Origin of the sequence: Pseudogracilibacillus sp. SE30717A, from assembly GCF_037071985.1 — a bacterium.
GTDB lineage: Bacteria > Bacillota > Bacilli > Bacillales > Amphibacillaceae > Pseudogracilibacillus.
This window is the reverse complement of the sequence record NZ_JAXHDF010000002.1, coordinates 144,334-165,710: the sequence shown is the minus strand read 5'-3', so window position 1 is coordinate 165,710 and position 21,377 is coordinate 144,334. Positions and strand designations below refer to the sequence as shown.

The window sequence follows — 21,377 nt, the reverse complement described above, 5'->3', positions numbered from 1 at the left end:
CGAATATCTTATAACGATATTCGAAACCATTTTTTGTTTTCTATTATACTTAGGAAAATGATACTCATAGAAATTCTGCAATTTATTTTAGTGTACTCTTTATTTTATAATATTATTTTTTTGTTGCATGTTCAGTTTCTACTTTGTTAGCTCTTCTCATTCTTTTTTTGCCTTCCCTACATACCGTTAATAATGGACATTCTGGACAATTCGGATTTGCTGCTTTACAATGATATCGTCCAAAGAAAATAAAACGGTGATGTGAAACACTCCACTCATCTTCCGGTATTTTTTTCATTAATGTTTCTTCTACTTGCAATACCGAATCCTTCCATCGGCAAAAGGCTAATCGCTTTGCAACTCGTTCAACATGAGTATCCACTGCAATGGCAGGTTTATTAAAAGCAACTGACATAACTACGTTAGCTGTTTTCCTTCCCACTCCGGCAAGTTGAACTAGTTCTTCTCTTGTTTCTGGCACAATACCATTATAATCATGTATAAGTTTTTTACATAATTTTTGAATGTTTTTTGCTTTTGTTCGATATAATCCGATCGATCTAATATCTTGTTCCAATTCAGAAAGTTTTACAGCTAAAAAATCTTCAGGAGTTTTATATTTATCAAACAACTTTTCCGTAACTTTATTAACATTTACGTCGGTCGTTTGAGCCGATAACAAGACTGCTATTAATAATTCAAAAGGATTATCATGAATAAGTTCACAATGTGCGTTTGGAAACATTTCAGCCATTTGGTCTAAACAAAATCGTATTTGAGTCTTATTTAACATGGATTACTCTCCCCCTTCTAGCCAGTTAAAATAAACGGAAGTATCTCTTTTCTGTGTAGTATATTGCTTTTTAATTTGACGATTTCTAAATGACTTGCTTTCTTCTCTTGCTTGTTCTACCGTATGGATCCCTTTTCTTTTCCATTCGCGTAAAATTCGATCTATGTATTTAAAATTTAATTTTCCTAACAAAACAGATTCACGTAATGCCGCTTTAATTAATGAAGGGGCCAGATGATCCTCATCCAACCAAACGTTGATCGTTTCTATTTCAAATGGAGATAAAGGTCTTCCAAATTCTTGTTCGAATAGAATGAAGATTGTTCCCTCTGTTTGTTCAATATTAGTATTTTCAGTAAAAAGCTTTTCCCACAATGGATCTAAGCTATATGCTTCACTTAATTGATTTTGTTCATTTCGCAATTCTTTAATTTCTAAAACATTTCTTTGGATTAACTTACGTAAATTATTCACACATTCTGATTCTGAGATCGTTAACGTTGATGCAATTTCAGAAGGTGTTGGAAATTCATTATTTTCCTGTAAAAACCGATGTATTTGTAGGAGTAACACAACGTCTTGTTCATTTAACCCGATAGAACGATAATCGGTTAATAGTTGAATTGGTATGGATAATTGATTTATAAAAATATGTTGAAAGGAAAGTTTTTTTGTCATATCATACACCCCTGTTTATAAGTATAACATGAAAATCAAAATAAAAATTCCTTATAAACAATAAGGAATTTTTAAGATTTAATTATGTTGTAATGAGTTTTTTACAAAACGTTCAATTCGTATAGCCGCTTCTTCTAATAAATTCATTGATGTTGCGTACGATAAGCGAACATTGTTTGGTGCTCCAAATCCTGATCCAGGTACTAAAGCAACTTTTTCTGCTTCTAATAATGCTGCTACCCAATCATCAACTGAATCATATCCACCTAGGCTTGCCGCCCTCTCTACATTAGGAAATATATAAAATGCGCCTTTTGGTTTATCACATGATATTCCTGGTATTGAGGTAATTAATTGATAAAATTTATCTAGTCGCGATGAGAAAACTTCTTTCATTTCTTGATTGATTTCTTCATTCTCTTTTTTATTATTATACGCTTCTAGTGCTGCATATTGTGCAATCGATGTCGGATTCGATGTGGCATGGGAAGCATGATTTGTCATTGCTTCAATAATATATGCAGGACCTGCAGCATAACCAATTCTCCAACCGGTCATTGCATGCGATTTACTAACTCCATTAATAATCACAGTTTGTTCTTTTAATTCATTAGATAAAGAAGCGATCGATACATGTTTCTCTTCGGTATAGATTAACTTTTCATAGATTTCATCGGAGATAATTAATATATTATGCTTAACACAAACTTCTCCTAATTGTTGCAATTCATCTTTTGTATACATCATACCTGTCGGATTGCTCGGTGAATTTATAATGACTGCTTTTGTTTTCGACGTAATAACGGATTCCAATTGTTCTTTAGTAATTTTAAAATTATTGGCTTCTAATCCTTCGACGTAAACAGGATTTCCCCCCGCTAATTTAACATGTTCCGGATAACTTACCCAGTACGGTGTCGGTACAATCACTTCGTCACCTTCATTTAAAATAACTTGACATAATGCGTATAATGCATATTTTGCGCCGACTGTCACAATAATTTGGTTTAATTCGTACTCTAACTGATTATCAATCTTAAATTTATTTATAATAGCTTTTTTTAACTCAGGAATACCGCCTGATGGTGTATATTTAGTAAAACCTTTATCCATTGAAGTTTTTGCTGCCTTGATAATATACTCAGGTGTATTAAAGTCAGGCTCCCCAACACCTAAACCAATTACATCGTATCCCTGATCTTTTAGTTCCTTCGCTTTAGCAGAAATAGCTAATGTAGAAGATGGACTTAATGCTTGAACTCTATTTGATAATTCCAAAATTATTCAACCTCTCTTACTATACTTTCTAAGTAATTTTAACTGTTCAAACGTTGTTCCGTCCTTTAATGAGATGTACTCGATAACATATCGATTGGAATGATCTGTATAGGTAAGTTCCCACAAAGGATGTTCGTCAATCATCGCTGGAGAAGAATGAAGTAAAGTACATTGTGAACAATTTTTTTGCCATTCATTTTCTATTTGCTCTATTGACACCAAATCATTTACTGGAAGGATAATTAAGTCGTTTTTTGTCAAAGATTTCTTAAGTGGAACAAAAACAAATGATTGCTTTCCATTCCCATCGCTTCCTAATAGTATATGAAATGCTTCTTTCTCTTGAAATTGATAAATTTCATCAATTTTTGTTAAATCTGTTTCATTTAAAACAAATTGCTCCGTCTTTTCGCCATCTGTAATTTTTGATTTTTCAATTTGGATATACGTATAAATGAAAAACGTTAATATAAGTAAAAATAGTAAGACTGCAACTAATATGAATATTCGCTTCCAATTTAACCAATAATTGATTTGCTTCATAAACTATTCACCAAATGTCCACCTATCAATTTTATCACCACTATTTTATAAAGTAAAAGACATGTATGATAAGTACTTAAAAAACTCTTATCTGCTTTAGATAAGAGCTCTGTTTACAGAATAGTAAGCGGTGGTTCTTCTTCAATAAATTGTTCTATTTGATTTTTTTCATTCATAATAGCTATTTTAGGACGATGTGATGTTAAATTTTCTTCAGAAACAGTTGCGTAAGATATAATAATAATAATATCATCCTTTTGAACTAGTCTAGCTGCTGCTCCGTTTAAACAAATTATTCCGCTGCCTCTTTCACCCGGGATTACATATGTTTCGAGTCTCGCACCATTATTATTATTTACAATTTGAACTTTCTCGTTGGGCAAGATGTCCACTTGATCTAAAATATCTTGATCAATTGTAATGCTCCCAACATAATTTAAATTTGCTTCAGTTATACGAGCTCGATGAATTTTTGATTTCATCATTGTACGAAACACTTAAAATTTCCCCCTTAATTTATACGATCTAATTGTGAACCATCTGGATTGAGGATGATATTATCAATTAATCGTGCTTTTTTAAATTTAACCGCTACAGCTAGGATAATTTGCTCATTAATAATAACAACATTTTCTAAGTTTGGAAAACTTAACAATTCCACATAGTCTATTGAACCTTTTGTTGATGTACGAATGAAATTTTCTACTTCTTTTATAATAGTAACAGGATTTTTGATTCCGTCAACTATTAATTTCTGTCCCAACTTTAATGCTGAATATAGTGCCGTAGCGTCTGTTCTTTCCATAGACGATAAATAGACATTTCGACTACTTTTCGCTAATCCATCTGATTCTCTAACTGTTGGAAGACCGATTAATTGGATTGGAAAATTTAATTCTGAAATCAATGAATTAACCATCGCAAATTGTTGGGCATCTTTTAATCCGAAATATGCATTTGTCGGTTGAGTCATATGAAATAGTTTTGTTAATACAGTAATAACTCCATCGAAATGACCTGGTCTTGATTTTCCACATAATACATTTGACCCTTTACCAATAGTCATATTAATACTCATTTCATCCGGGTACATTTCATTAACAGTTGGAATGAATAAAATACTTACTCCTGCTTGTTTGGCAACTTCAGCGTCTTTTTGCTCATCCCTTGGATATTGATCAAAATCTTCATTTGGACCAAACTGGAGTGGATTTACAAAAATGCTCATTATGACGATATCATTTTCCTTTTTTGCTGTCTCAACGAGTGAAAGATGTCCTTCATGTAAATAACCCATAGTTGGTACAAAACCGACTTTTTTATCTTTTAATAATTCCATTTCTTTCATCATAGTTTGTACAGTACGTATAATTTTCATGACTTTTTCTCACTTTATCCTTTTGGTAATAAATCTTTTTTTTGAATACGGTATGAATGTTCTTCTAATGGAAAATTATTTCCTTTTACATCTTGTACATAATTTTCTAATGCTTGAGTGCCGTATAAATTAAAGTTAGCGTATGTCTTAACAAATTTAGGTAAATGACTTACTCCATATTGCAGAAGATCGTGATACACCAAAACTTGACCATCACAATCTGCTCCAGCTCCAATTCCAATTGTAGGAATATCTATTTCCTCTGTAACTAATTTTCCAAGTTCCTGAGGAATACATTCTAATACAAGTGCGACGGCACCTGCTGCAGCAAGCCTATTTGCATCTTCAAGTAATTTTTTACTTGCAGCTTCATCTTTTCCTTGAACCTTATATCCTCCTAAAACATTCACAGTTTGCGGAGTTAAACCTAAATGTCCTACTACTGGTATCCCACCATCTGTAAGCCTTTCTGTTAACGTTATGATTTCTTCAGAAGCACCTTCAATTTTTAATGCTTGGGCATCTGTTTGCTGAAAAATTTTCGTAGCATTCATGATAGACTGTTCTAAAGAAGCATGATAAGACATAAAAGGCATATCCACTACTACAATTGTATTTGTAGCTCCACGTCTTACAGATTTTGCGTGGTGGATCATATCATCAACCGTGACTTGTGTAGTAGACGAATAACCTAATACAACCATTCCAAGTGAATCCCCGACTAATATAACATCCGCTCCAGCCGCTTCGACATGTTTTGCCGACGGATAGTCGTATGCAGTGAGCATGGCTATCTTCTCTTTATTCATTTTCATTTTTGCTAAATCATTAATATTTAACATGATATCCTCCTTAAAACCATGAAATTTCACCGGAATACACTTTTTCAATTATTCCAGTGTCTGTTTTTGCTAAAAGAGCTCCATCTTCAGCTATGCCTAAAAACAAACCTTCCCATCGTTTATTACCTGAATTAATTTGAAGACGTTCATTTAATCTAAATCCATAATTTTCCCAGTTTTGTTTTACCTCTTTAAATCCATTGTCTATATAATGCATATACTTTGATTCAAATGTTTCAATAATTTGCTGAATCATTGGCAGCATTTCCCACTCTTGGCCTGTTTCAATCCGTAAAGATGTAGCTTTATTTAGAATATCGTCAGGTAAATCAGATTGATCCTGATTAATATTTATCCCCATACCTACAATAACATATAAAACATGGTCTTGTTCTGCTTGCATCTCTGTTAATATTCCAGCCATTTTTCGACTATCAATTAAAATATCGTTCGGCCATTTAATTTGTGGTTTTATTTTAGCATATTGGTCGATTACATTTGCTAATACAGTAGCCGTTAATAATGTTAACTGAGGGGCTAAATATGGTAAGATGGTTGGTCTTAAAATGACACTCATCCAAATACCTTTTCCTTTTTGGGAGTGCCAATTACGATCAACTCTCCCTTTTCCCTTAGTTTGTTCATCAGCAATTACAATAGTACCATGTTCTGCTCCATCCAGCGCTAATTCATGCGCTAAACGTTGAGTGGAAGTAATGGAGTCACGATAGACAATTTTTTTGCCTAACCAGTCAGTCTGTAAGCCCCAAGAAATAGTATTTTCACTTATTTTATTTGGATAGCTAATTATTCGATACCCTTTTTTAGCCTTTCCCTCAATCTCATATCCATCTTTTTTTAATTCGTTCATATGTTTCCATATAGCACTTCTTGAAATATTTAGTTGTTCAGATAAAAGTTGTCCTGAAATATATTGAGCCTCATTTTTTGATAATAATTCAATTAATTTATTTCGGGTGGATGACATATAATCCACTCCTTTATTTTAGGTTTTTTATTTTCCAAGTAACGCATTACAACACGATATTCTAAATCCTCTAATAGCTTGTTCATCCACGGTCCCTTTTTAAAATCGGGGAAAACAGTGTGTAAGTCATGTCCATCGAAATCTAAGTCTACTCTCTTTTGGATAGGTAATTGTTTTTTATACGTAGTTAATTCGTTGGATGAATAGTTTAAATCATTACTGATTATTTTAACTAGATGAGTAAAAGCTTTAACGTTTGAATAATGTAAACGATAAATTAGCCAAGCATCCAATCCGCTTTTGTAGTAGTATTCAATTGACTCGGATAAATTAATTGCTTCAGATCTTACCTTGTTTGAACATTTCCATTCTTTCACCCACTGTGAGATAGATATACTTTTATCTAAATAATGTAATAGTGCGATTACTTCCGCGAAAGAATGAAAAGCTGTTAATGGCGGAAGTTTTTTAATCAATGATTTATGATTTTTAAAAATGGGTAAATATTTGAAAGCTTCCACTTCGATCAAATAGTTTAACCCATTTTGAACATATTCTCCCTGAAATAACTTCGTGATTTCGATCGTTAATCTTTCGACCGCTACTGTTTCGATTTCTTTCTGTTGCTGTCTCATTTGGAGAAATGTATTCTTCTCAATTTGAAATCCGAGTTGACTTGCAAAACGTAATGCGCGTATGATACGTAAAGGATCTTCTAAAAATCGATCTTTTGGATTACCGACAGAGCGAATGATCCTTTGTTCAATATCAGCTCTCCCATTGAAAAGATCAATAATCTCGCCTTCTTTATTCATTGCTAAAGAGTTAATGGTAAAGTCCCTTCTTTTTAAATCATCGTCAATATTGTTAATAAAAATTACTTCGTCTGGATGTCTTTGATCGGAGTATGTTCCCTCTTTTCGAAATGTAGTCACTTCGTATGATTTTCCTTTGTATCTTACGACGACCGTGCCATGCTCTACACCTACAGGGATCACTTTTTCAAATAATTCTTGTACTTTTTCAGGTGAAGCAGATGTAGCGATATCTACATCTTTGATCTCTCTTTGAAGCAGCGAGTCCCTCACACACCCTCCGACAAAGTATGCTTCATATCCATTGTTTTCTAATCTAGTAATAACTTCAGCTGCCTCTTCAAAAATATTCATTAACATTGTTATTCACCTTTTATAGTATCTGACAGTAATTTTTTGTATAACATAATATATTGCTCAACAATATGTTCAGAATGAAATAGTGTCTGGGCTCTGTTCAACGCTTGCGCGGAAAATTTTTTTAATAACTTTTCATCATTTAATAAAGAAATAGCGTAATTAGCTGCAGTTTCTGTATCCCCAAGCTCCACGATATATCCTGTTTCACCATGGGATATTACTTCTGGAATCCCACCAATGTTCGTTCCAATCGTTGAAACTTCACAAGCCATTGCCTCTAGTAAAACTAGACCAAAACTCTCTTGTTCAGACATTAAAAGTTTTAAATCCGAAATGGATAGTAAATCACTAATGTTTTTTTGCCTTCCTAAAAAAACGACTTTTTCTGTCAGCGCTAATTTATTGACTAATTCAAATGCTGTTTGTAGCTCTGGTCCATCACCTACTAAAAGTAGTTTAGATTTAACATGCTTTTGAATCTTTTCAAACGTATAGATAACATCTTGAATACGTTTCACTTTTCTAAAATTAGAAATATGTATGATAACTTTTTCATCCGGATGAATTTCGTAATAATCTTTAATATAATCCTTGTCTTTTTTGTAATATTCTTTCTCATTCACAAAATTATAAATGACTTCGATCTTCTTTTTAACTTTTAATTGTTGTAACGTTTGTTTAACTAGCTCGTTTGATACAGCTGTAACTGCATCTGATTGCTCAATGCCATATGCAATCATCCTTTTAAATATGCGATCGATGCCAAGAACAGTGATATCCGTACCATGTAATGTGGTAACGATTTTAACGTCATGAGATGCAATATCTCTTGCTAGAATTGCACTAATTGCATGAGGCATCGCATAATGGACATGTAAAATATCAATTTTTTCCCTGTCTATTACATCAGCCATTTTCGCTGCTAATGCTAAATCATATGGTGGGTATTGAAAGACAGGGTAATGGCTAATTTCTACTTCATGGAAATAAATATCCGGATGAATGGAATCTAAACGAAAAGGTAAGCTGGAGGTTATAAAATGAATTTCAAATCCTCTTTCGGCTAACAACTTACCTAATTCAGTTGCAATGATGCCTGATCCACCTATGGTAGGATAACATGTAATACCGATTTTTTTCATCGTTTGGCACCATTCAGTTTCTTTTCTTTAATGATCTTTCTCCACGTAAAATCACCACGTTCTAACCCGTGAATCATTATTTCTGCCGCTGCAATATTAGTTGCAAGCGGAATGAGATGAACGTCACATAATCGCATTAATGCACTTACGTCTGGCTCGTGAGGTTGTGCAGTTAGTGGGTCTCTAAAAAATATAATCATATCCATTTCATTATTGGCAACTAATGCCCCAATTTGCTGATCACCACCTAGTGGTCCAGATTGAAACTTTTGAATGGATAATTTTGTAGCTTCTTCTATTTTAGTTCCTGTAGTTCCTGTAGCATATAAGTCATGTTCTTTCAATACATGTTCATAAGCAATACTAAATTCAATCATATCACTCTTTTTTTTGTCATGAGCAATTAATGCAATATTCATAAAAACCCCACCGATCATTATTTATTTAATCTAGATCCATCACCTGTTCTAGACCATAAACCAATTTATTTAATTTAGTAACTTCGTTCATTGCAAGTGCTAATCCATCCATAAAAGATTCTCGATGGAAAGAATCGTGCTTGATCGTAAGAAGTTGACTTTTGCTTCCAAAAACAACTTCCTGATGAGCAACTAATCCCGGTAACCTCATACTGTGTACACGAATGCCATCAATATTTCCACCACGAGAGCCTTGTATACTTTCATATTCCTCTGGGTGTCCTTGTGTTTTAGACTTACGGGATTCTTTAATCATTTCAATTGTTTTCATGGCTGTTCCGGATGGTGCATCTATTTTATTATCATGATGTTTTTCAATTATTTCTACGTCAGGAAAATACTTTGCTGCCATTTTAGAAAATAACATCATTAGGACAGCTCCCAATGCGAAATTAGGTGCAATGATACAACCAGTATTATTTTGTTCTGCTAAAATAGATAATTCATCTATTTGTTCTCCCGAAAATCCTGATGTACCGACTACTGCCGCAATTTTGTGTTCTAATGCACATTTTGTATGTTCGAACCCAATCTGAGGGATAGTCAGATCCACAAATATATCAGGCTTCAGCTCCTCAAAACATGTTTTCGCATCAACATAGATGGGAATATTATTTTCACATATATGATTAATTTCATTTAATGTTTTTCCATTATTCTTCCGATCGATACAAGCAACTAATGTAAATAGATGTTCATTTGTAATCATTTTGATTGCTTCCGTACCCATCTTCCCTCTCGGTCCTGCTAATACAACGTTCAGTGCCATAATAAATCCTCCTCAAGATGCTTGTTCATTGATCAATTTTTGTCCAACGATCTTTATCTCTTGTGTTTATTTTTGTAATAGTCTGGTGAAAAGCTTTCGAAAGATCTAAGTCTAAAGAATTTGTAAAACAAGCGAGAACAAATAAAATGTCACCAATTTCCTCTTCAATTGTTTTTGATTTTTCCGTTAGCTTTTTAGGTTTTTCACCATATGTATGATTAATTTCTCGAGCTAACTCTCCGACCTCTTCGGATAATCGGGCTACTAGAGCAAGCGGTGAAAAATAACCTTCTTTGAATTGTGAAATGTACTGATCTACTTCTTGTTCAATTTCTTTTGTCGAATATACTCGATTCTTTTTCATAGAAACTCCTTAAATTAATGGATAATTTATATTTATGTTAGCTAAAAGATCGTGATTTGACAAATTATTTAGCTGAATCATTTGATGTTACCATTGTATCATACCTATATTTTGACTATACTAATTTACGATGGTATGGAAGGAGAGAGACTATGTTTGGATTAAGATTAAAAAATATCTTTTTTATTCTCATAGGTGCTGCTATTTTTTCGTTCGGTATTGTACATTTTAATATGCAAAATCAATTAGGAGAAGGTGGTTTTACGGGGATCACTTTATTACTATATTTTTTGTGGAAATGGGACCCGGCTATTACGAATATTGTTTTGAACATTCCTGTATTTTTTGTCGGTTGGAAAGTGCTGGGGAGAACAACGTTTCTGTATACCCTAATTGGTACATTTTCGGTTTCATTCTTTTTGTTTGTTTTTCAAATAAATCCTTATCCAATTGATTTGGAATCAGATATGACGTTAGCTGCTCTTTTTGCAGGAGTATTTATTGGTGTTGGACTGGGAATAATTTTTCGATATGGAGGTACTACTGGAGGAGTTGATATAATTGCTCGGATAGTGAACAAATATGTTGGTTGGAGTATGGGAAGAACGATGTTTATGTTTGATTTTCTTGTTATCACGATTTCCATATTTACTTACTTGAACTTAGTAAAAGGTATGTATACACTTCTCATTGTTTATATTGGTGCCCGTGTAATAGATTTTATTCAGGAAGGTGCATATTCGGCGCGGGGAGCAACTATTATTTCTAAAAAATATACAGAAATTGCAGATAAAATTAATAAAGAAATGGACCGAGGAGTAACTGTTTTAAGTGGAAGGGGTTATTTCACACAAGATGAGCAAAACGTTATTTACTGTATTGTCGGAAAAAATGAAATTGTTAAATTAAAAAGCATCATTAATAATATAGATCCTTATGCATTTGTTTCTGTGACTTCAGTACATGAAGTGTTAGGAGAAGGATTTACCCTAGATGAAAAGAAACAACCATTGAATATGTAACTGAACAACAATATACATAATTGAACGTTATACTATAAATGTAAACGTTATTATCTACGTTCTTTTAATGTAGAATATAGATAGACCGTACAGTATTTTATAAAAAAGTTATGCGTATAACTCACTACGAAAATACACTGCGCTTTCCGTGGGCGGCTGTTGAGCCTCCTCGGGCTTTGCCCTGTGGGGTCTCACCGATGCCTTTCCTCCCACAGGAGTCTCCGTGTATTTTCTACGCTATATTACAGTAATTCTAACTAGTGTAGGCAGAATACGTAGACTCCTGTAGGAATAGCACGAGTCCGAAGACCCCGCAGGAAGCGGTATTTGCTTCCGAGGAGGCTGAGGCCGTGCCCACGGTAAAGGAGACACAGTGCAAGCAAGTGATAGCGTTGCTTGAACTGATGTCGCTCTTATGCCTGTGGTGAAAGCAAGTATTCTGCCGAAGCTGTTTATACCAAATTGTTTGGGTTACATCATAGTTTATATCATTGAACATTATTAATTAAAAATACTTATAAAAAAATCCGAAGTATTCATACTGAACTGCACCCTGTCAAGTAGACAGTGAAAAAACAAAAAATCTATGCAACAGTCTGGTACCGATATTCCAACGGTGTCAGGCTGTTTAATTTCTCCTGGTAACGTTCTTCATTATAAAATTGGATATACCGATCAATATCCTCTACTAAGTCATCGTAACTCTTGTATTGCCTCAGATCATAACGCTCACTCTTAAAATGCCCAAAAAAGCTTTCCACAAGCGCATTATCAATACATTTTCCAACACGGGACATACTGCGTGTAATCCCAGCTTCTGTCGTCACAAAGCGATATTCCTTCGATGTATATTGAGTGCCTCGGTCGCTATGTAGTAAAGGGGTGGCATCTGGATTTGCTTCCAGTGCTACTTTAATTGTTTCCATTACCAGCTTGTTATCATTATGGTGCCCAACTTTATAGGCAACAATCGAACCATCATAAAGGTCTTTGATGACACTTAAGTAAGCTTTATTGCTCAAACTATATTTTAAATGTGTAATATCTGTTACCCATTTTTGATTTGGTTTGTCTGCCGTGAATTCTCGATTAAGAATATTTTCCTCGATGTTGACATAACTTGTTTTGGTGGAATATCCATTGGAACGACGTATAAAAGATTTTAAGCCTAATGAAATCATCAAACGACGAATTCGTTTCAGATTATATCGTTTCTCGTACTTGCGCTGAATAACCATCCTTATTCGCCGATAACCATAGATCCCTCCGACCTGTTTAAAAATCTCTTGAATTTTCTTCATCAGCCATACATTTTCTTTTTCTTGATCCCCTGATGTATGATGCAACCATTTATAATATCCAGAGCGGGACACTTTTAAAATATCACATAATAATTGAATCGGAATGCCTGTTTCTTCATGATATTCATGAATCGCTTGAAATTCCGGGAGTTGTTTCCCTAATCGTGCGATCCCCTCCTTTCGATTTCCTTTAACTTTTTTATGAGACCATTTTCTGCCTCCAAATATTGATTACGGTGTTCTAGTTCCTTAATTCGAAGCTGTAATTTTTCCTCTTCTGTTAGATTAGGCTTGGATTCTAACGTTTTTCCGCGACGATCCTGAAGGGCCTGCTCTCCATCTTTTACATATTTACGAACCCAGCTGTATACTTGTTGATATGAAACGCCATATTTCTCCGCTGCTTGATGATAATTGGTATTATTTGCAATCGTATATTGTACAATCTCTACCCTTTCTTTGAAGGTAGTTTTACGCCCCTGACTCATTTTATCGCTTCCTTTACTCGTGGATTTTATCTCTTCTCCACTAGTATAAAGCTTTATCCAGCCACGTAAAACGGAATGCGTTGAAATGTTAAATTCCTTACACGTTGTTCTTAAACTATGCCCTTGGATAAGATGGTATTCTACCGCCTGTTTTTTCAATTCTGCAGGATATTGCTTCCAGTTTTTTGATTCTTTCAAGCCGTCTATCCCATCCGCTTGGTATTTACGAACCCACCATTCCATCGTATCTATATTCACTTCATATTCTCTTGCCAAAGCACTTATTGACTTTTTCTTTTCTATAACGCTTTGTACTCCTCGAATCCGTTCATCTAAAGTATGCTTCGTTGTCCTGTTAGACATATAAATACTCCCTTCATAGTAGGAGAGAATTTTTATTATTTCTCTGTCTACTATAAAGGGAGCATATCAAATCTTTCGGATTTTTCTTGAACTAAAATATATTTAGTTTTTAATTAATCATTATTTGCAAAGATAAAAATGAAACGGATTAATTCTGCTACTGCTACTAGTGCTGCTGCTACGTATGTTAAAGCTGCCGCATTTAATACTTTTTTCGTTTCACGTTCTTCGCTATTTTGAATTATTCCAGTCATTACTAATTGGTCCATCGCACGATTTGAAGCATTGAATTCAACAGGTAATGTAACAAGTTGGAACAATACTGCAAATGTCATAAAAATAATACCAATTAATACAAGATTCATCATACCAAATATGAAACCAGCTATTATGATAAATATTGCAGAATTGGATCCAAATGATGCTAATGGCACAAGAGAAGTTCTAAACTTCAAAAAAGCATATTCTTCTGCATCTTGAATGGCGTGGCCAACTTCGTGAGCTGCAACTGCAGCGGCAGCCATGGAATGTCCGTGAAAATTACCGCTTGATAATCGAACCACTTTTTGACGAGGATCATAATGATCAGATAATACCCCTTTGACTTCTTCAATCTGTACATCATATAATCCATTATCATCTAATATTTTTCTAGCTACTTGTGCACCAGTCATATGAGATGATGTTGCAATTTTTGAATATTTATTATACGTATTTTTAACTCTCATTTGTGCCCACATAGGAATTATAAGCAATAGAGCAATATATATTAAATAAGTTCCTAAAGACATCGCTAATTCCTCCAAATAGTTTTGATTGTTAGTTATATTTCCTTATAGTCAATATTAGTCAAATTATGAAAGTAAGTCAATTATTTGGACCTCTTTTTTTTGTTTTTTTCATATGCTCTATATTTTCTCCAACTTACATAAGATAATGTAATCATTATGAGGCCACCAATTAGCATAATCATCCAATAAAAAGGAACGATTGTAGATACGTGTACTTCATTAACTTGATTGCCACGTGCATACGTTTCATTTAGTTGGATTAGACTAAATAATATAATAATGACCCCTATGAGAAGAGAACATATAAATAGGACGAATTTATTATTAAAGAAAGAAATAGAGATCACCCCACTTTGAACTTAATGCTATCATTAAATATATGTGAGGTAATTTTAATATATGTAAAATCGTACTCAAAAATTAAATTCTTTTTTTTGATTTATAGTTAATTGATATGTAATCAAAATAGTGAACACAGATAACCAAAAAGTAAAATATCCTATTTCATTCATGTAAATAGTCAACTTATCATAAATAGGCATCATTCCAAACACATAGTCAATAATATCATTATGTAATAAAACTAATCCTGCGACGGTTAAATGCTTTAGTTTAATTTTATAATACGGTACGTAAAGTAATCCTTGTATAGCCATTGCTCCATGAGAAGCAATTAACATATACCCTTGCCATTCAAGTGAACCATTTATGATCAATGTAAATATATTCATGACAACAGCCCATATTCCGTACTTAAATAGAGATGTAATTGCTAAAGCTTCTATATAAGGAACGTTTTTATTGAATATAAAAAACAAGAGAAAAATAGTGAAAAATAAACTCGCCGTTGGACTGTCAGGTACAAATGGGATAAAAATTAGTGGGGTTATTTTTAATTGACTCTCATACCAAATATAACCATAAATAGTTCCAAATAAATTGATAATAAATAATAAAATTAAAAATGGTTTATATACAAGTAAATATTTAATATTCAAAAATCTCACCTTCTTTCAAAATAGGCTCATCATTCGATATGGATAGAAAAGCACCTTTGCCATTTGATTACGGCAAAGGTGCTTAACTAATTCATTATTCTTCTGCATCTTCATTTACAGAGATTATAAAATCAACTAACTGTTCTAATTCTTCATCTGTGCCAGAGAACATTCCTGGTGGCATGTCTCCAATTCCTTCTACAGCGATTGTAGCAATTTCATCCGGACCTTCTTCAATTCCTATTAATGATGGTCCAGAGGCTCCTCCTTCTAATGAGTCACCATGACATCCTAAGCAACTATTTTCATAAACAGCATACCCAGGATGTTCTACATCAATCTCAGCCATTTCATCTGGATGGATCGGTTTGTTATCAGCTGCTTTTTTCTCCCAATCAACTACAGATGCTGATTCGTATGTTAGCCACATGACAGAAGCTAAACCAAGAATCATCATTGCAACTGCAATTGGTCGTTTTGGTGGTCTTCTACCTGGTCCATTATCAAGGAATGGAGCGAGTAGAAGCCCGCCGAAAGCTAATCCAGGTAAAATGAGTATACCAAATAAAGTATATGGTCCACTCGCAAAGTCGTATTTTAATAATTCATATAAGAATAAGAAATACCAATCGGGTAGCGGAATATAACTAGCGTTTGTTGGATCAGCAACCCCTTCTAATGGAGGTGGTGCAGCAATTGTTGCACAAAGGAATCCAATCAAAAACACGGACCCAACGAGCCACTCTTTTAGTAAGAAGTTAGGCCAAAATGCTTCCGTCCGACCAGGATATTCTGAATAATCTTTAGGTACTGTTGACGTTTTATCAGCGGAAATTCGAGAGTCACCGACAAAACGCATCCCTTTACCTTTCTTCACAGCTTTCCCTCCTTTTATAGTGGTCCAGCAATACCTTGTCTACGTATTAAGATAAAGTGTACTGCAAGTAACGCAAATAATGCGCCAGGTAAGAAGAATACGTGAATTGCAAAGAACCTCGTTAACGTCTGTGCTCCTACAATTGTCGGGTCACCTGCTAACAACGTTTTTAGTTCTGAACCAATAAACGGTACTTGTTCAGCAATTTCAAGACCTACCTGAGTAGCAAAATATGCTTTGTTATCCCACGGTAATAAGTAACCTGTAAATCCAAGTCCAAGCATAACAAAGAAGATTAATACTCCTACCATCCAGTTTAACTCACGTGGCTTTTTGTATGCTCCTTGGAAAAATACACGCATTGTATGTAATAGTAACATGACAATAATTACACTCGCACCCCAGTGGTGCATCCCACGAACAATTTGTCCATGTGCAACTTGACTCTGCAAATAATATACTGATTTCCATGCATTTTCAATATCAGGTACATAATACATTGTTAAAAACATACCTGAGAGAACCTGAATGACTACAACGAAGAATGTTAGACCACCGAAACAATATACAAACGCAGAGAAGTGGTATGCTGGGTTAACATGTTCAGGTACTTCATGATCAGCAATATCACGCCAAATTGGCGCAACATCAATTCGTTCGTCAATCCAATCATATAATTTTTGAATCATACCTTATTATGCCTCCTTTCTTGGTATTGGATCGCCAAGGAACAACATTCCATTTTCAACTTTTTGTTCATATACATCTAGTGGTGCTAATGGTGGCGTATGCGGAACATTTGTACCGTCTTTATAATAGCGACCATCATGACATGGACAGAAAAATTCATTTGGATAATCTTCACTGCCTTCCCAAGAAACGAAACAGCCTAGGTGTTTACATACTGGGGAAAATGCTTGAATATCACCATTTTCATCTTTGAATACCCATGCTGTACGATTAATGTTAGACCGATACCAGCCATCAACTTGTTCAACTTCCCAGTCAACTCGTTGTGGTGTATCCGTAATATCATCTACAGATAGTTTAACATTTGCTAAATCTCCTTTTTCTCCTGCACTTTGAAGAACTGGATCAACAGCAAATCGTAACATAGGTACAAGCATACCTGCAGCCATAAAGCCACCTAAACCAGTTAAAGAATAGTTTAGAAATTGTCTACGGGATACTTGTTGCTTTTTGTCACTCATGGTTTTCCCCCCTCTTACTCGTTTTTCACGGACAGATTTTAAAATTTTATTACTAGGACAATTCAATAATAGCTTAAAGTTTAGAGTCGGTCAATTATTAATACAAAATGTAACAAATAATTTGTAATTCGTTCTTTGTTTAGTGTTATATAGTATAATTTACCAATAAGAACGAATCAATTCACTAATTTGTTCGACTTGGCTCCGAATGAGTTTAACCGCTTCTTCAGATTTTATATTACTTGGCTTCATAGCCGGTAACCAAAGCAATTCACAATCTAAATTTTTCTCGATCTTTTTCCATTGATTATCTAAGGTGATGGCAAAGATCAAAGTGAATGGTTGTTCTTTTATATCATTAATCCATTGGTTTAATCGTTCCGCTTCTTGTTCTAAATTAGCTTTTTTTAAGTACGAATACGTAGGTGATAAAAGAACCCTTCCACTTAACTCTTTTTCTATTTCATTTGTATAAATCGATAATACTTCTTTTTGAAATGCATCTTTCTCAAAACTCGCTTCTTGAGACATATGAAATGTTTCTAAAGGAATGATTAGCGTATCAATATATTCTTTAGCTTGTACATATTTTTTTAAATCATCAGTAATCCATTTCAATTTTATTTTCCTTTCTCATTTTATGCTGTCATTTAAAAGTGCCTTTAATTTAGTTGAGTAATAGAAAAAACTTTGTTTGTCACCCTTCTGTAATGCCTCATCAATTTTTTCTTCAAAATATTGTTTTTTACCTTTTACCAATAAGAATTGAAGAAGATCGTTTGCATATTGACTATCTTTTTCTGTTTGAATTTTTTCTTCTTCTAATACGCATTTATATAATGGGTGCGACTCACATTCAGGAAAATTGATTTGTACATAAAAAGCTTCTTCATAGTATAGATGTAATTCATGATAAGCAGTATATACGTCTTCTGTTTGAATCGCTCCTTTAAAAAACGTAAATGAGGTATTGTTTGATTCTTGAGTTGAAATGATTACTCCTTTTGGACAATGTTCAATATTTCTAACAAAATGAATATTTAATAATGCTTGTTCATCCTCTAGCAAATCTTCTAAAAACCAGTTAATGTCATCCGAGTGTATATCAAAATATCTGATAAACCATTTTAGAAAATACTTCTTCGCTTGGATCGAAATAGGTAATTGCATTAGATCATGTTCAACTCCTTTCTACCTGATAATCGTACCATATTTTAGTCATTTATTGAAAATTTTAATCGTTCTACAAATGAAATTGTTTCCTCATCCATAGGGTCAAGAGCAATGTATTGATCCAAAGTATTTATTGCTTCCCTTTGCATTCCTTCTTCAACTAAAAAGTAACCATATTCCTTTAGGAAATCTTTATCATATGATAATGGGATATATGCTTCTTCGTATGCATTTAGTGCTTTTGAAAATTCTTCTTCCTCTTTAAATGCTCTAGCTAATTCCCAGTCATATAAAGGATCACTTGCCCCCATCTTCTGTATATCATGAACTAAATCTATAATATTAGCGTATTGTCCATCTTCTTTATACAGCCTAATTAATAATAAGACCGCTTCACGATAGTCGCTATCTAATAAAATAGCTTCTTTTAAGAAATCAATACTTTCTTCTTGCTTTTGTAATGAGAGAGCTATTTGTGCCGCTAAGAAATATAATTCTTTATTAAATTCATCGTACATAAGGCCTTGTTGGATAATCGAATATGCATCTTCCATCAATCCTTCATCTTTTAAAGCTGTAGCAAGTTCAGTATATACCGTATGATAATTCGGATCTTTTTCAATTAATTGTTTCCAGATGTTAATAGCAATATCGTTTCTACCTTCTCGGAATGCTGTAAATCCATATTTAAATAATGTATCTGGATCTTTATTGTCTATTTTTTCATAGTAGGTTAAAGCAGTTTGATAATGCCCTAGAAGCGCATGAGATTCAGCTAATCTTTCATTAATGGAGACATTATTTATTTCTTCTTCTTTTACAATTACTTTTTCATAAAATGGGATTGCTCTATTGTATTGACCGATGGAAAATAACAATTCTCCTAAAGCAAAATCAATTACTATTTCATCAGGTGCCAACTGTTTTGCTTCAAGTAACTTTTGCTCAGATACTTCAAACAGTCCTTGGGTTTGATATAGGTCTGCCAAATGGAGTAAGGATTGTAAGTAATAAGAGTCATCTTCATTAATACCATTTAACAAATCAATGGCGGATTCATCTTTTTCTAAATCAATATACATCTCAGATAACTTAGTAATGAGCTGCCCTTCTTGAGGGTATATATCTAATAATTTCTTCAAAAGGACAACAGCATCTTCAATGAAACCCCAATCATAATACAATTCGGACACTATAAATTTTTCTTCGTCTGTTGCATCTAGAACAAAGCGTTTCAACGTATCACGTGCTTCATCAACATTTCCATTATTCATTAGTTGAATAGCATAATCTAATTCATCCATGTTTATTCACATCCTTTTACTACTTCATTATCATCATAAGACAAGATTACCCTCACGTAAAAGAAAAGCTTTTAAATAATGAAAAAGAGAATCTACATATGCAGATTCTACTTTTTTTCTCTTTTTATACGATTCAAATCTTGGAAAAAGTTAGGGTATGAAATTCCAATTGAAGCTGTTTCATCTAATATGACATTATTTTCTGATATTAATGAAGCAATCACACCCATCATAGCAATACGGTGATCACTATAACTTTTTATTTTACCGCCTTTAAGTGGTGTTTTTCCATGGATAATCAATCCATCAGGTTTTTCCTCTATGTTTGCACCTAAAGTCCGTAAGACGTCCATTACCGCTTTAATTCGATCTGTTTCTTTCACTCTTAATTCTTCAGCGTCTTTTATTATTGTAGTCCCCTCTGCCTGAGTAGCAAGCAAAGCAATAACTGGAATTTCATCAATTAGTCTAGGTATTAAGTTTTTTTCAATAATCGTACCATTTAATTGATTGTAAGTTATTGTTATATCTCCCAATAATTCTCCACCGATCTCCTTCTTATTTGAAATAGCAATATTTGCTCCCATGCTTTCCAAGACATCGATTATTCCAGATCTTGTTTTATTAAGTCCAACATTTTTAAGTGTTAAACGACTATTTGGCACGATTGCTCCTGCTACTAAGAAAAATGCAGCGGAAGAAATATCTCCTGGTACGGTAATATTTACTGGTGATAATTCGTTCTTATTCGTTACTTTGACGGTTAATCCTTCAATGCTAATATCAGCTCCAAAAGCACGCAACATATTTTCGGTATGGTCTCTAGTTTTTGCTTTTTCAATAATCGTAGTTTCACCATCTGTAAATATACCTGCTAATAAGATAGCAGATTTTACTTGAGCACTTTTCACTGGGAGTTCATAACGGATTCCCTTTAAACTTGTTCCTCGAATTGAAAGTGGCAAGTATTCCCCATTTTCTCTTCCATCTATTTTTGCACCCATCTCTCGTAAAGGGTTGACAACCCTATTCATCGGTCGAATAGTTAAAAAAGGATCTCCATATATAACAGAATAGAATGGAAGTGCAGATAAAATACCCAGCATTAAGCGAGCTGTAGTGCCAGAGTTGCCAAAATAAAGTGGTACAGTAGGTTCCTGTAAGGAGTGTGCCCCCTTACTAGTAATCAAAACATCTGTACCTGATTGCTCGATAGATACTCCCATTTTTCGAAAAATATCGATTGTATGTAAACAATCTTCTCCATCTAAAAAGTTTTTAATGACAGTTTTACCTTTTGCGAGAGAGCCTAACATGATTGCACGATGAGAAATTGATTTATCTCCAGGTATGTTCAATTCGCCTTGAATTGGTTTTTTTAAAGGTAAGAAGGATGTATTAGCCAAAATATCCATTCCTT

At 33.8% G+C, this 21,377-nt stretch carries 24 protein-coding genes and 1 pseudogene; 1 reads left to right on the top strand and 24 read right to left on the bottom strand.

From position 1 onward, the window contains the following. Positions 1–112 precede the first annotated feature (112 nt). The 13 genes from nth to SPD48_RS03510 all read right to left on the bottom strand — a co-directional run bounded on the left by nth (position 113) and on the right by SPD48_RS03510 (position 10,429). Positions 113–793, bottom strand: a complete 681-nt coding sequence (gene nth / locus SPD48_RS03570) for an endonuclease III (protein ID WP_336256693.1) — start codon at positions 791–793, stop codon at positions 113–115. Positions 794–796: 3 nt separating this feature from the next. Then, positions 797–1,471 carry a DnaD domain-containing protein gene (locus SPD48_RS03565; protein WP_336256692.1) on the bottom strand — a complete coding sequence of 225 codons (675 nt, stop codon included), beginning with the start codon at positions 1,469–1,471 and terminating at the stop codon, positions 797–799. A gap of 78 nt (positions 1,472–1,549) precedes the next feature. Next, positions 1,550–2,749 (bottom strand): pyridoxal phosphate-dependent aminotransferase, encoded by a 1,200-nt coding sequence (locus SPD48_RS03560; RefSeq protein ID WP_336256691.1) that lies wholly within the window; start codon positions 2,747–2,749, stop codon positions 1,550–1,552. 6 nt (positions 2,750–2,755) lie between these two features. Beyond that, on the bottom strand, positions 2,756–3,292 hold the full coding sequence (locus SPD48_RS03555; RefSeq protein ID WP_336256690.1) for a cell wall elongation regulator TseB-like domain-containing protein: 537 nt from the start codon (positions 3,290–3,292) through the stop codon (positions 2,756–2,758). A 113-nt stretch (positions 3,293–3,405) separates the two neighbouring features. After that, the gene (panD, locus tag SPD48_RS03550) at positions 3,406–3,789 is read right to left on the bottom strand and encodes an aspartate 1-decarboxylase (protein ID WP_336256689.1); all 384 of its coding nucleotides are present in this window, start codon (positions 3,787–3,789) and stop codon (positions 3,406–3,408) included. 14 nt (positions 3,790–3,803) lie between these two features. Continuing rightward, entirely contained in the window at positions 3,804–4,670 is an 867-nt protein-coding gene (panC, locus tag SPD48_RS03545) for a pantoate--beta-alanine ligase (protein ID WP_336256688.1), read from the bottom strand. Between the two features lie 14 nt (positions 4,671–4,684). Further along, positions 4,685–5,512, bottom strand: a complete 828-nt coding sequence (gene panB / locus SPD48_RS03540) for a 3-methyl-2-oxobutanoate hydroxymethyltransferase (RefSeq protein WP_336256687.1) — start codon at positions 5,510–5,512, stop codon at positions 4,685–4,687. 10 nt (positions 5,513–5,522) lie between these two features. Beyond that, positions 5,523–6,500, bottom strand: coding sequence for a biotin--[acetyl-CoA-carboxylase] ligase (locus SPD48_RS03535; RefSeq protein WP_336256686.1), 978 nt, complete (start codon positions 6,498–6,500; stop codon positions 5,523–5,525). Further along, complete coding sequence (locus SPD48_RS03530; RefSeq protein ID WP_336256685.1) at positions 6,476–7,675, bottom strand: CCA tRNA nucleotidyltransferase; 1,200 nt, start codon at positions 7,673–7,675, stop codon at positions 6,476–6,478. Before SPD48_RS03530 ends, SPD48_RS03535 begins: the two co-directional genes overlap by 25 nt. A 2-nt stretch (positions 7,676–7,677) precedes the next feature. Further along, complete coding sequence (gene bshA, locus SPD48_RS03525; protein WP_336256684.1) at positions 7,678–8,817, bottom strand: N-acetyl-alpha-D-glucosaminyl L-malate synthase BshA; 1,140 nt, start codon at positions 8,815–8,817, stop codon at positions 7,678–7,680. Next, positions 8,814–9,236, bottom strand: a complete 423-nt coding sequence (gene mgsA / locus SPD48_RS03520) for a methylglyoxal synthase (RefSeq protein ID WP_336256683.1) — start codon at positions 9,234–9,236, stop codon at positions 8,814–8,816. The genes bshA and mgsA overlap by 4 nt, the downstream gene beginning before the upstream one ends. A 25-nt stretch (positions 9,237–9,261) precedes the next feature. Further along, complete coding sequence (gene dapB, locus SPD48_RS03515) at positions 9,262–10,065, bottom strand: 4-hydroxy-tetrahydrodipicolinate reductase (RefSeq protein WP_336256682.1); 804 nt, start codon at positions 10,063–10,065, stop codon at positions 9,262–9,264. Between the two features lie 25 nt (positions 10,066–10,090). Beyond that, on the bottom strand, positions 10,091–10,429 hold the full coding sequence (locus SPD48_RS03510) for a nucleotide pyrophosphohydrolase (RefSeq protein ID WP_336256681.1): 339 nt from the start codon (positions 10,427–10,429) through the stop codon (positions 10,091–10,093). A gap of 152 nt (positions 10,430–10,581) precedes the next feature. On the opposite strand from SPD48_RS03510, the gene SPD48_RS03505 reads away from it, so the two are divergent. Continuing rightward, a complete protein-coding gene (locus tag SPD48_RS03505; protein WP_336256680.1) occupies positions 10,582–11,451 on the top strand; it encodes a YitT family protein in 870 nt (289 codons plus the stop codon). A gap of 584 nt (positions 11,452–12,035) precedes the next feature. On the opposite strand, the pseudogene SPD48_RS03500 reads toward SPD48_RS03505, so the two are convergent. The 11 genes and pseudogenes from SPD48_RS03500 to aroA form a co-directional block, all read right to left on the bottom strand. Next, a pseudogene (locus SPD48_RS03500) lies at positions 12,036–13,603 on the bottom strand (IS3 family transposase). Between the two features lie 113 nt (positions 13,604–13,716). Then, positions 13,717–14,394, bottom strand: coding sequence for a zinc metallopeptidase (locus SPD48_RS03495; RefSeq protein WP_336256679.1), 678 nt, complete (start codon positions 14,392–14,394; stop codon positions 13,717–13,719). An 80-nt stretch (positions 14,395–14,474) separates the two neighbouring features. Beyond that, positions 14,475–14,570 (bottom strand): sporulation protein YpjB, encoded by a 96-nt coding sequence (locus tag SPD48_RS19895; protein WP_442962108.1) that lies wholly within the window; start codon positions 14,568–14,570, stop codon positions 14,475–14,477. Positions 14,571–14,807: 237 nt separating this feature from the next. Next, positions 14,808–15,392: a DUF1405 domain-containing protein gene (locus SPD48_RS03490; RefSeq protein ID WP_336256678.1), complete on the bottom strand. Its 585-nt coding sequence runs from the start codon at positions 15,390–15,392 to the stop codon at positions 14,808–14,810. 94 nt (positions 15,393–15,486) lie between these two features. Further along, positions 15,487–16,269, bottom strand: a complete 783-nt coding sequence (locus SPD48_RS03485; RefSeq protein WP_336256677.1) for a menaquinol-cytochrome c reductase cytochrome b/c subunit — start codon at positions 16,267–16,269, stop codon at positions 15,487–15,489. A 14-nt stretch (positions 16,270–16,283) separates the two neighbouring features. Beyond that, on the bottom strand, positions 16,284–16,958 hold the full coding sequence (gene qcrB, locus SPD48_RS03480; RefSeq protein WP_336256676.1) for a menaquinol-cytochrome c reductase cytochrome b subunit: 675 nt from the start codon (positions 16,956–16,958) through the stop codon (positions 16,284–16,286). Between the two features lie 6 nt (positions 16,959–16,964). Further along, positions 16,965–17,480, bottom strand: coding sequence for a QcrA and Rieske domain-containing protein (locus SPD48_RS03475; protein WP_336256675.1), 516 nt, complete (start codon positions 17,478–17,480; stop codon positions 16,965–16,967). Positions 17,481–17,639: 159 nt separating this feature from the next. Continuing rightward, complete coding sequence (locus SPD48_RS03470; protein WP_336256674.1) at positions 17,640–18,098, bottom strand: DUF2487 family protein; 459 nt, start codon at positions 18,096–18,098, stop codon at positions 17,640–17,642. A gap of 15 nt (positions 18,099–18,113) precedes the next feature. Beyond that, positions 18,114–18,650 (bottom strand): YpiB family protein, encoded by a 537-nt coding sequence (locus SPD48_RS03465; protein WP_336256673.1) that lies wholly within the window; start codon positions 18,648–18,650, stop codon positions 18,114–18,116. A 44-nt stretch (positions 18,651–18,694) separates the two neighbouring features. Next, entirely contained in the window at positions 18,695–19,957 is a 1,263-nt protein-coding gene (locus tag SPD48_RS03460; protein WP_336256672.1) for a tetratricopeptide repeat protein, read from the bottom strand. A gap of 107 nt (positions 19,958–20,064) precedes the next feature. Beyond that, a complete protein-coding gene (aroA, locus tag SPD48_RS03455) occupies positions 20,065–21,363 on the bottom strand; it encodes a 3-phosphoshikimate 1-carboxyvinyltransferase (protein ID WP_336256671.1) in 1,299 nt (432 codons plus the stop codon). Positions 21,364–21,377: the final 14 nt, after the last annotated feature.

Excerpts from the sequence above, each read along its gene's own strand:
- nth (WP_336256693.1), bottom strand. The coding sequence starts at position 793 with ATGTTAAATAAGACTCAAATACGATTTTGTTTAGACCAAATGGCTGAA.
- SPD48_RS03565 (WP_336256692.1), bottom strand. The coding sequence starts at position 1,471 with ATGACAAAAAAACTTTCCTTTCAACATATTTTTATAAATCAATTATCC.
- SPD48_RS03555 (WP_336256690.1), bottom strand. The coding sequence starts at position 3,292 with ATGAAGCAAATCAATTATTGGTTAAATTGGAAGCGAATATTCATATTA.
- panC (WP_336256688.1), bottom strand. The coding sequence starts at position 4,670 with ATGAAAATTATACGTACTGTACAAACTATGATGAAAGAAATGGAATTA.
- panB (WP_336256687.1), bottom strand. The coding sequence starts at position 5,512 with ATGTTAAATATTAATGATTTAGCAAAAATGAAAATGAATAAAGAGAAG.
- SPD48_RS03535 (WP_336256686.1), bottom strand. The coding sequence starts at position 6,500 with ATGTCATCCACCCGAAATAAATTAATTGAATTATTATCAAAAAATGAG.
- SPD48_RS03530 (WP_336256685.1), bottom strand. The coding sequence starts at position 7,675 with ATGTTAATGAATATTTTTGAAGAGGCAGCTGAAGTTATTACTAGATTA.
- bshA (WP_336256684.1), bottom strand. The coding sequence starts at position 8,817 with ATGAAAAAAATCGGTATTACATGTTATCCTACCATAGGTGGATCAGGC.
- mgsA (WP_336256683.1), bottom strand. The coding sequence starts at position 9,236 with ATGAATATTGCATTAATTGCTCATGACAAAAAAAAGAGTGATATGATT.
- dapB (WP_336256682.1), bottom strand. The coding sequence starts at position 10,065 with ATGGCACTGAACGTTGTATTAGCAGGACCGAGAGGGAAGATGGGTACG.
- SPD48_RS03510 (WP_336256681.1), bottom strand. The coding sequence starts at position 10,429 with ATGAAAAAGAATCGAGTATATTCGACAAAAGAAATTGAACAAGAAGTA.
- SPD48_RS03505 (WP_336256680.1), top strand. The coding sequence starts at position 10,582 with ATGTTTGGATTAAGATTAAAAAATATCTTTTTTATTCTCATAGGTGCT.
- SPD48_RS03495 (WP_336256679.1), bottom strand. The coding sequence starts at position 14,394 with ATGTCTTTAGGAACTTATTTAATATATATTGCTCTATTGCTTATAATT.
- SPD48_RS19895 (WP_442962108.1), bottom strand. The coding sequence starts at position 14,570 with ATGCTAATTGGTGGCCTCATAATGATTACATTATCTTATGTAAGTTGG.
- qcrB (WP_336256676.1), bottom strand. The coding sequence starts at position 16,958 with ATGATTCAAAAATTATATGATTGGATTGACGAACGAATTGATGTTGCG.
- SPD48_RS03475 (WP_336256675.1), bottom strand. The coding sequence starts at position 17,480 with ATGAGTGACAAAAAGCAACAAGTATCCCGTAGACAATTTCTAAACTAT.
- SPD48_RS03465 (WP_336256673.1), bottom strand. The coding sequence starts at position 18,650 with ATGCAATTACCTATTTCGATCCAAGCGAAGAAGTATTTTCTAAAATGG.
- SPD48_RS03460 (WP_336256672.1), bottom strand. The coding sequence starts at position 19,957 with ATGGATGAATTAGATTATGCTATTCAACTAATGAATAATGGAAATGTT.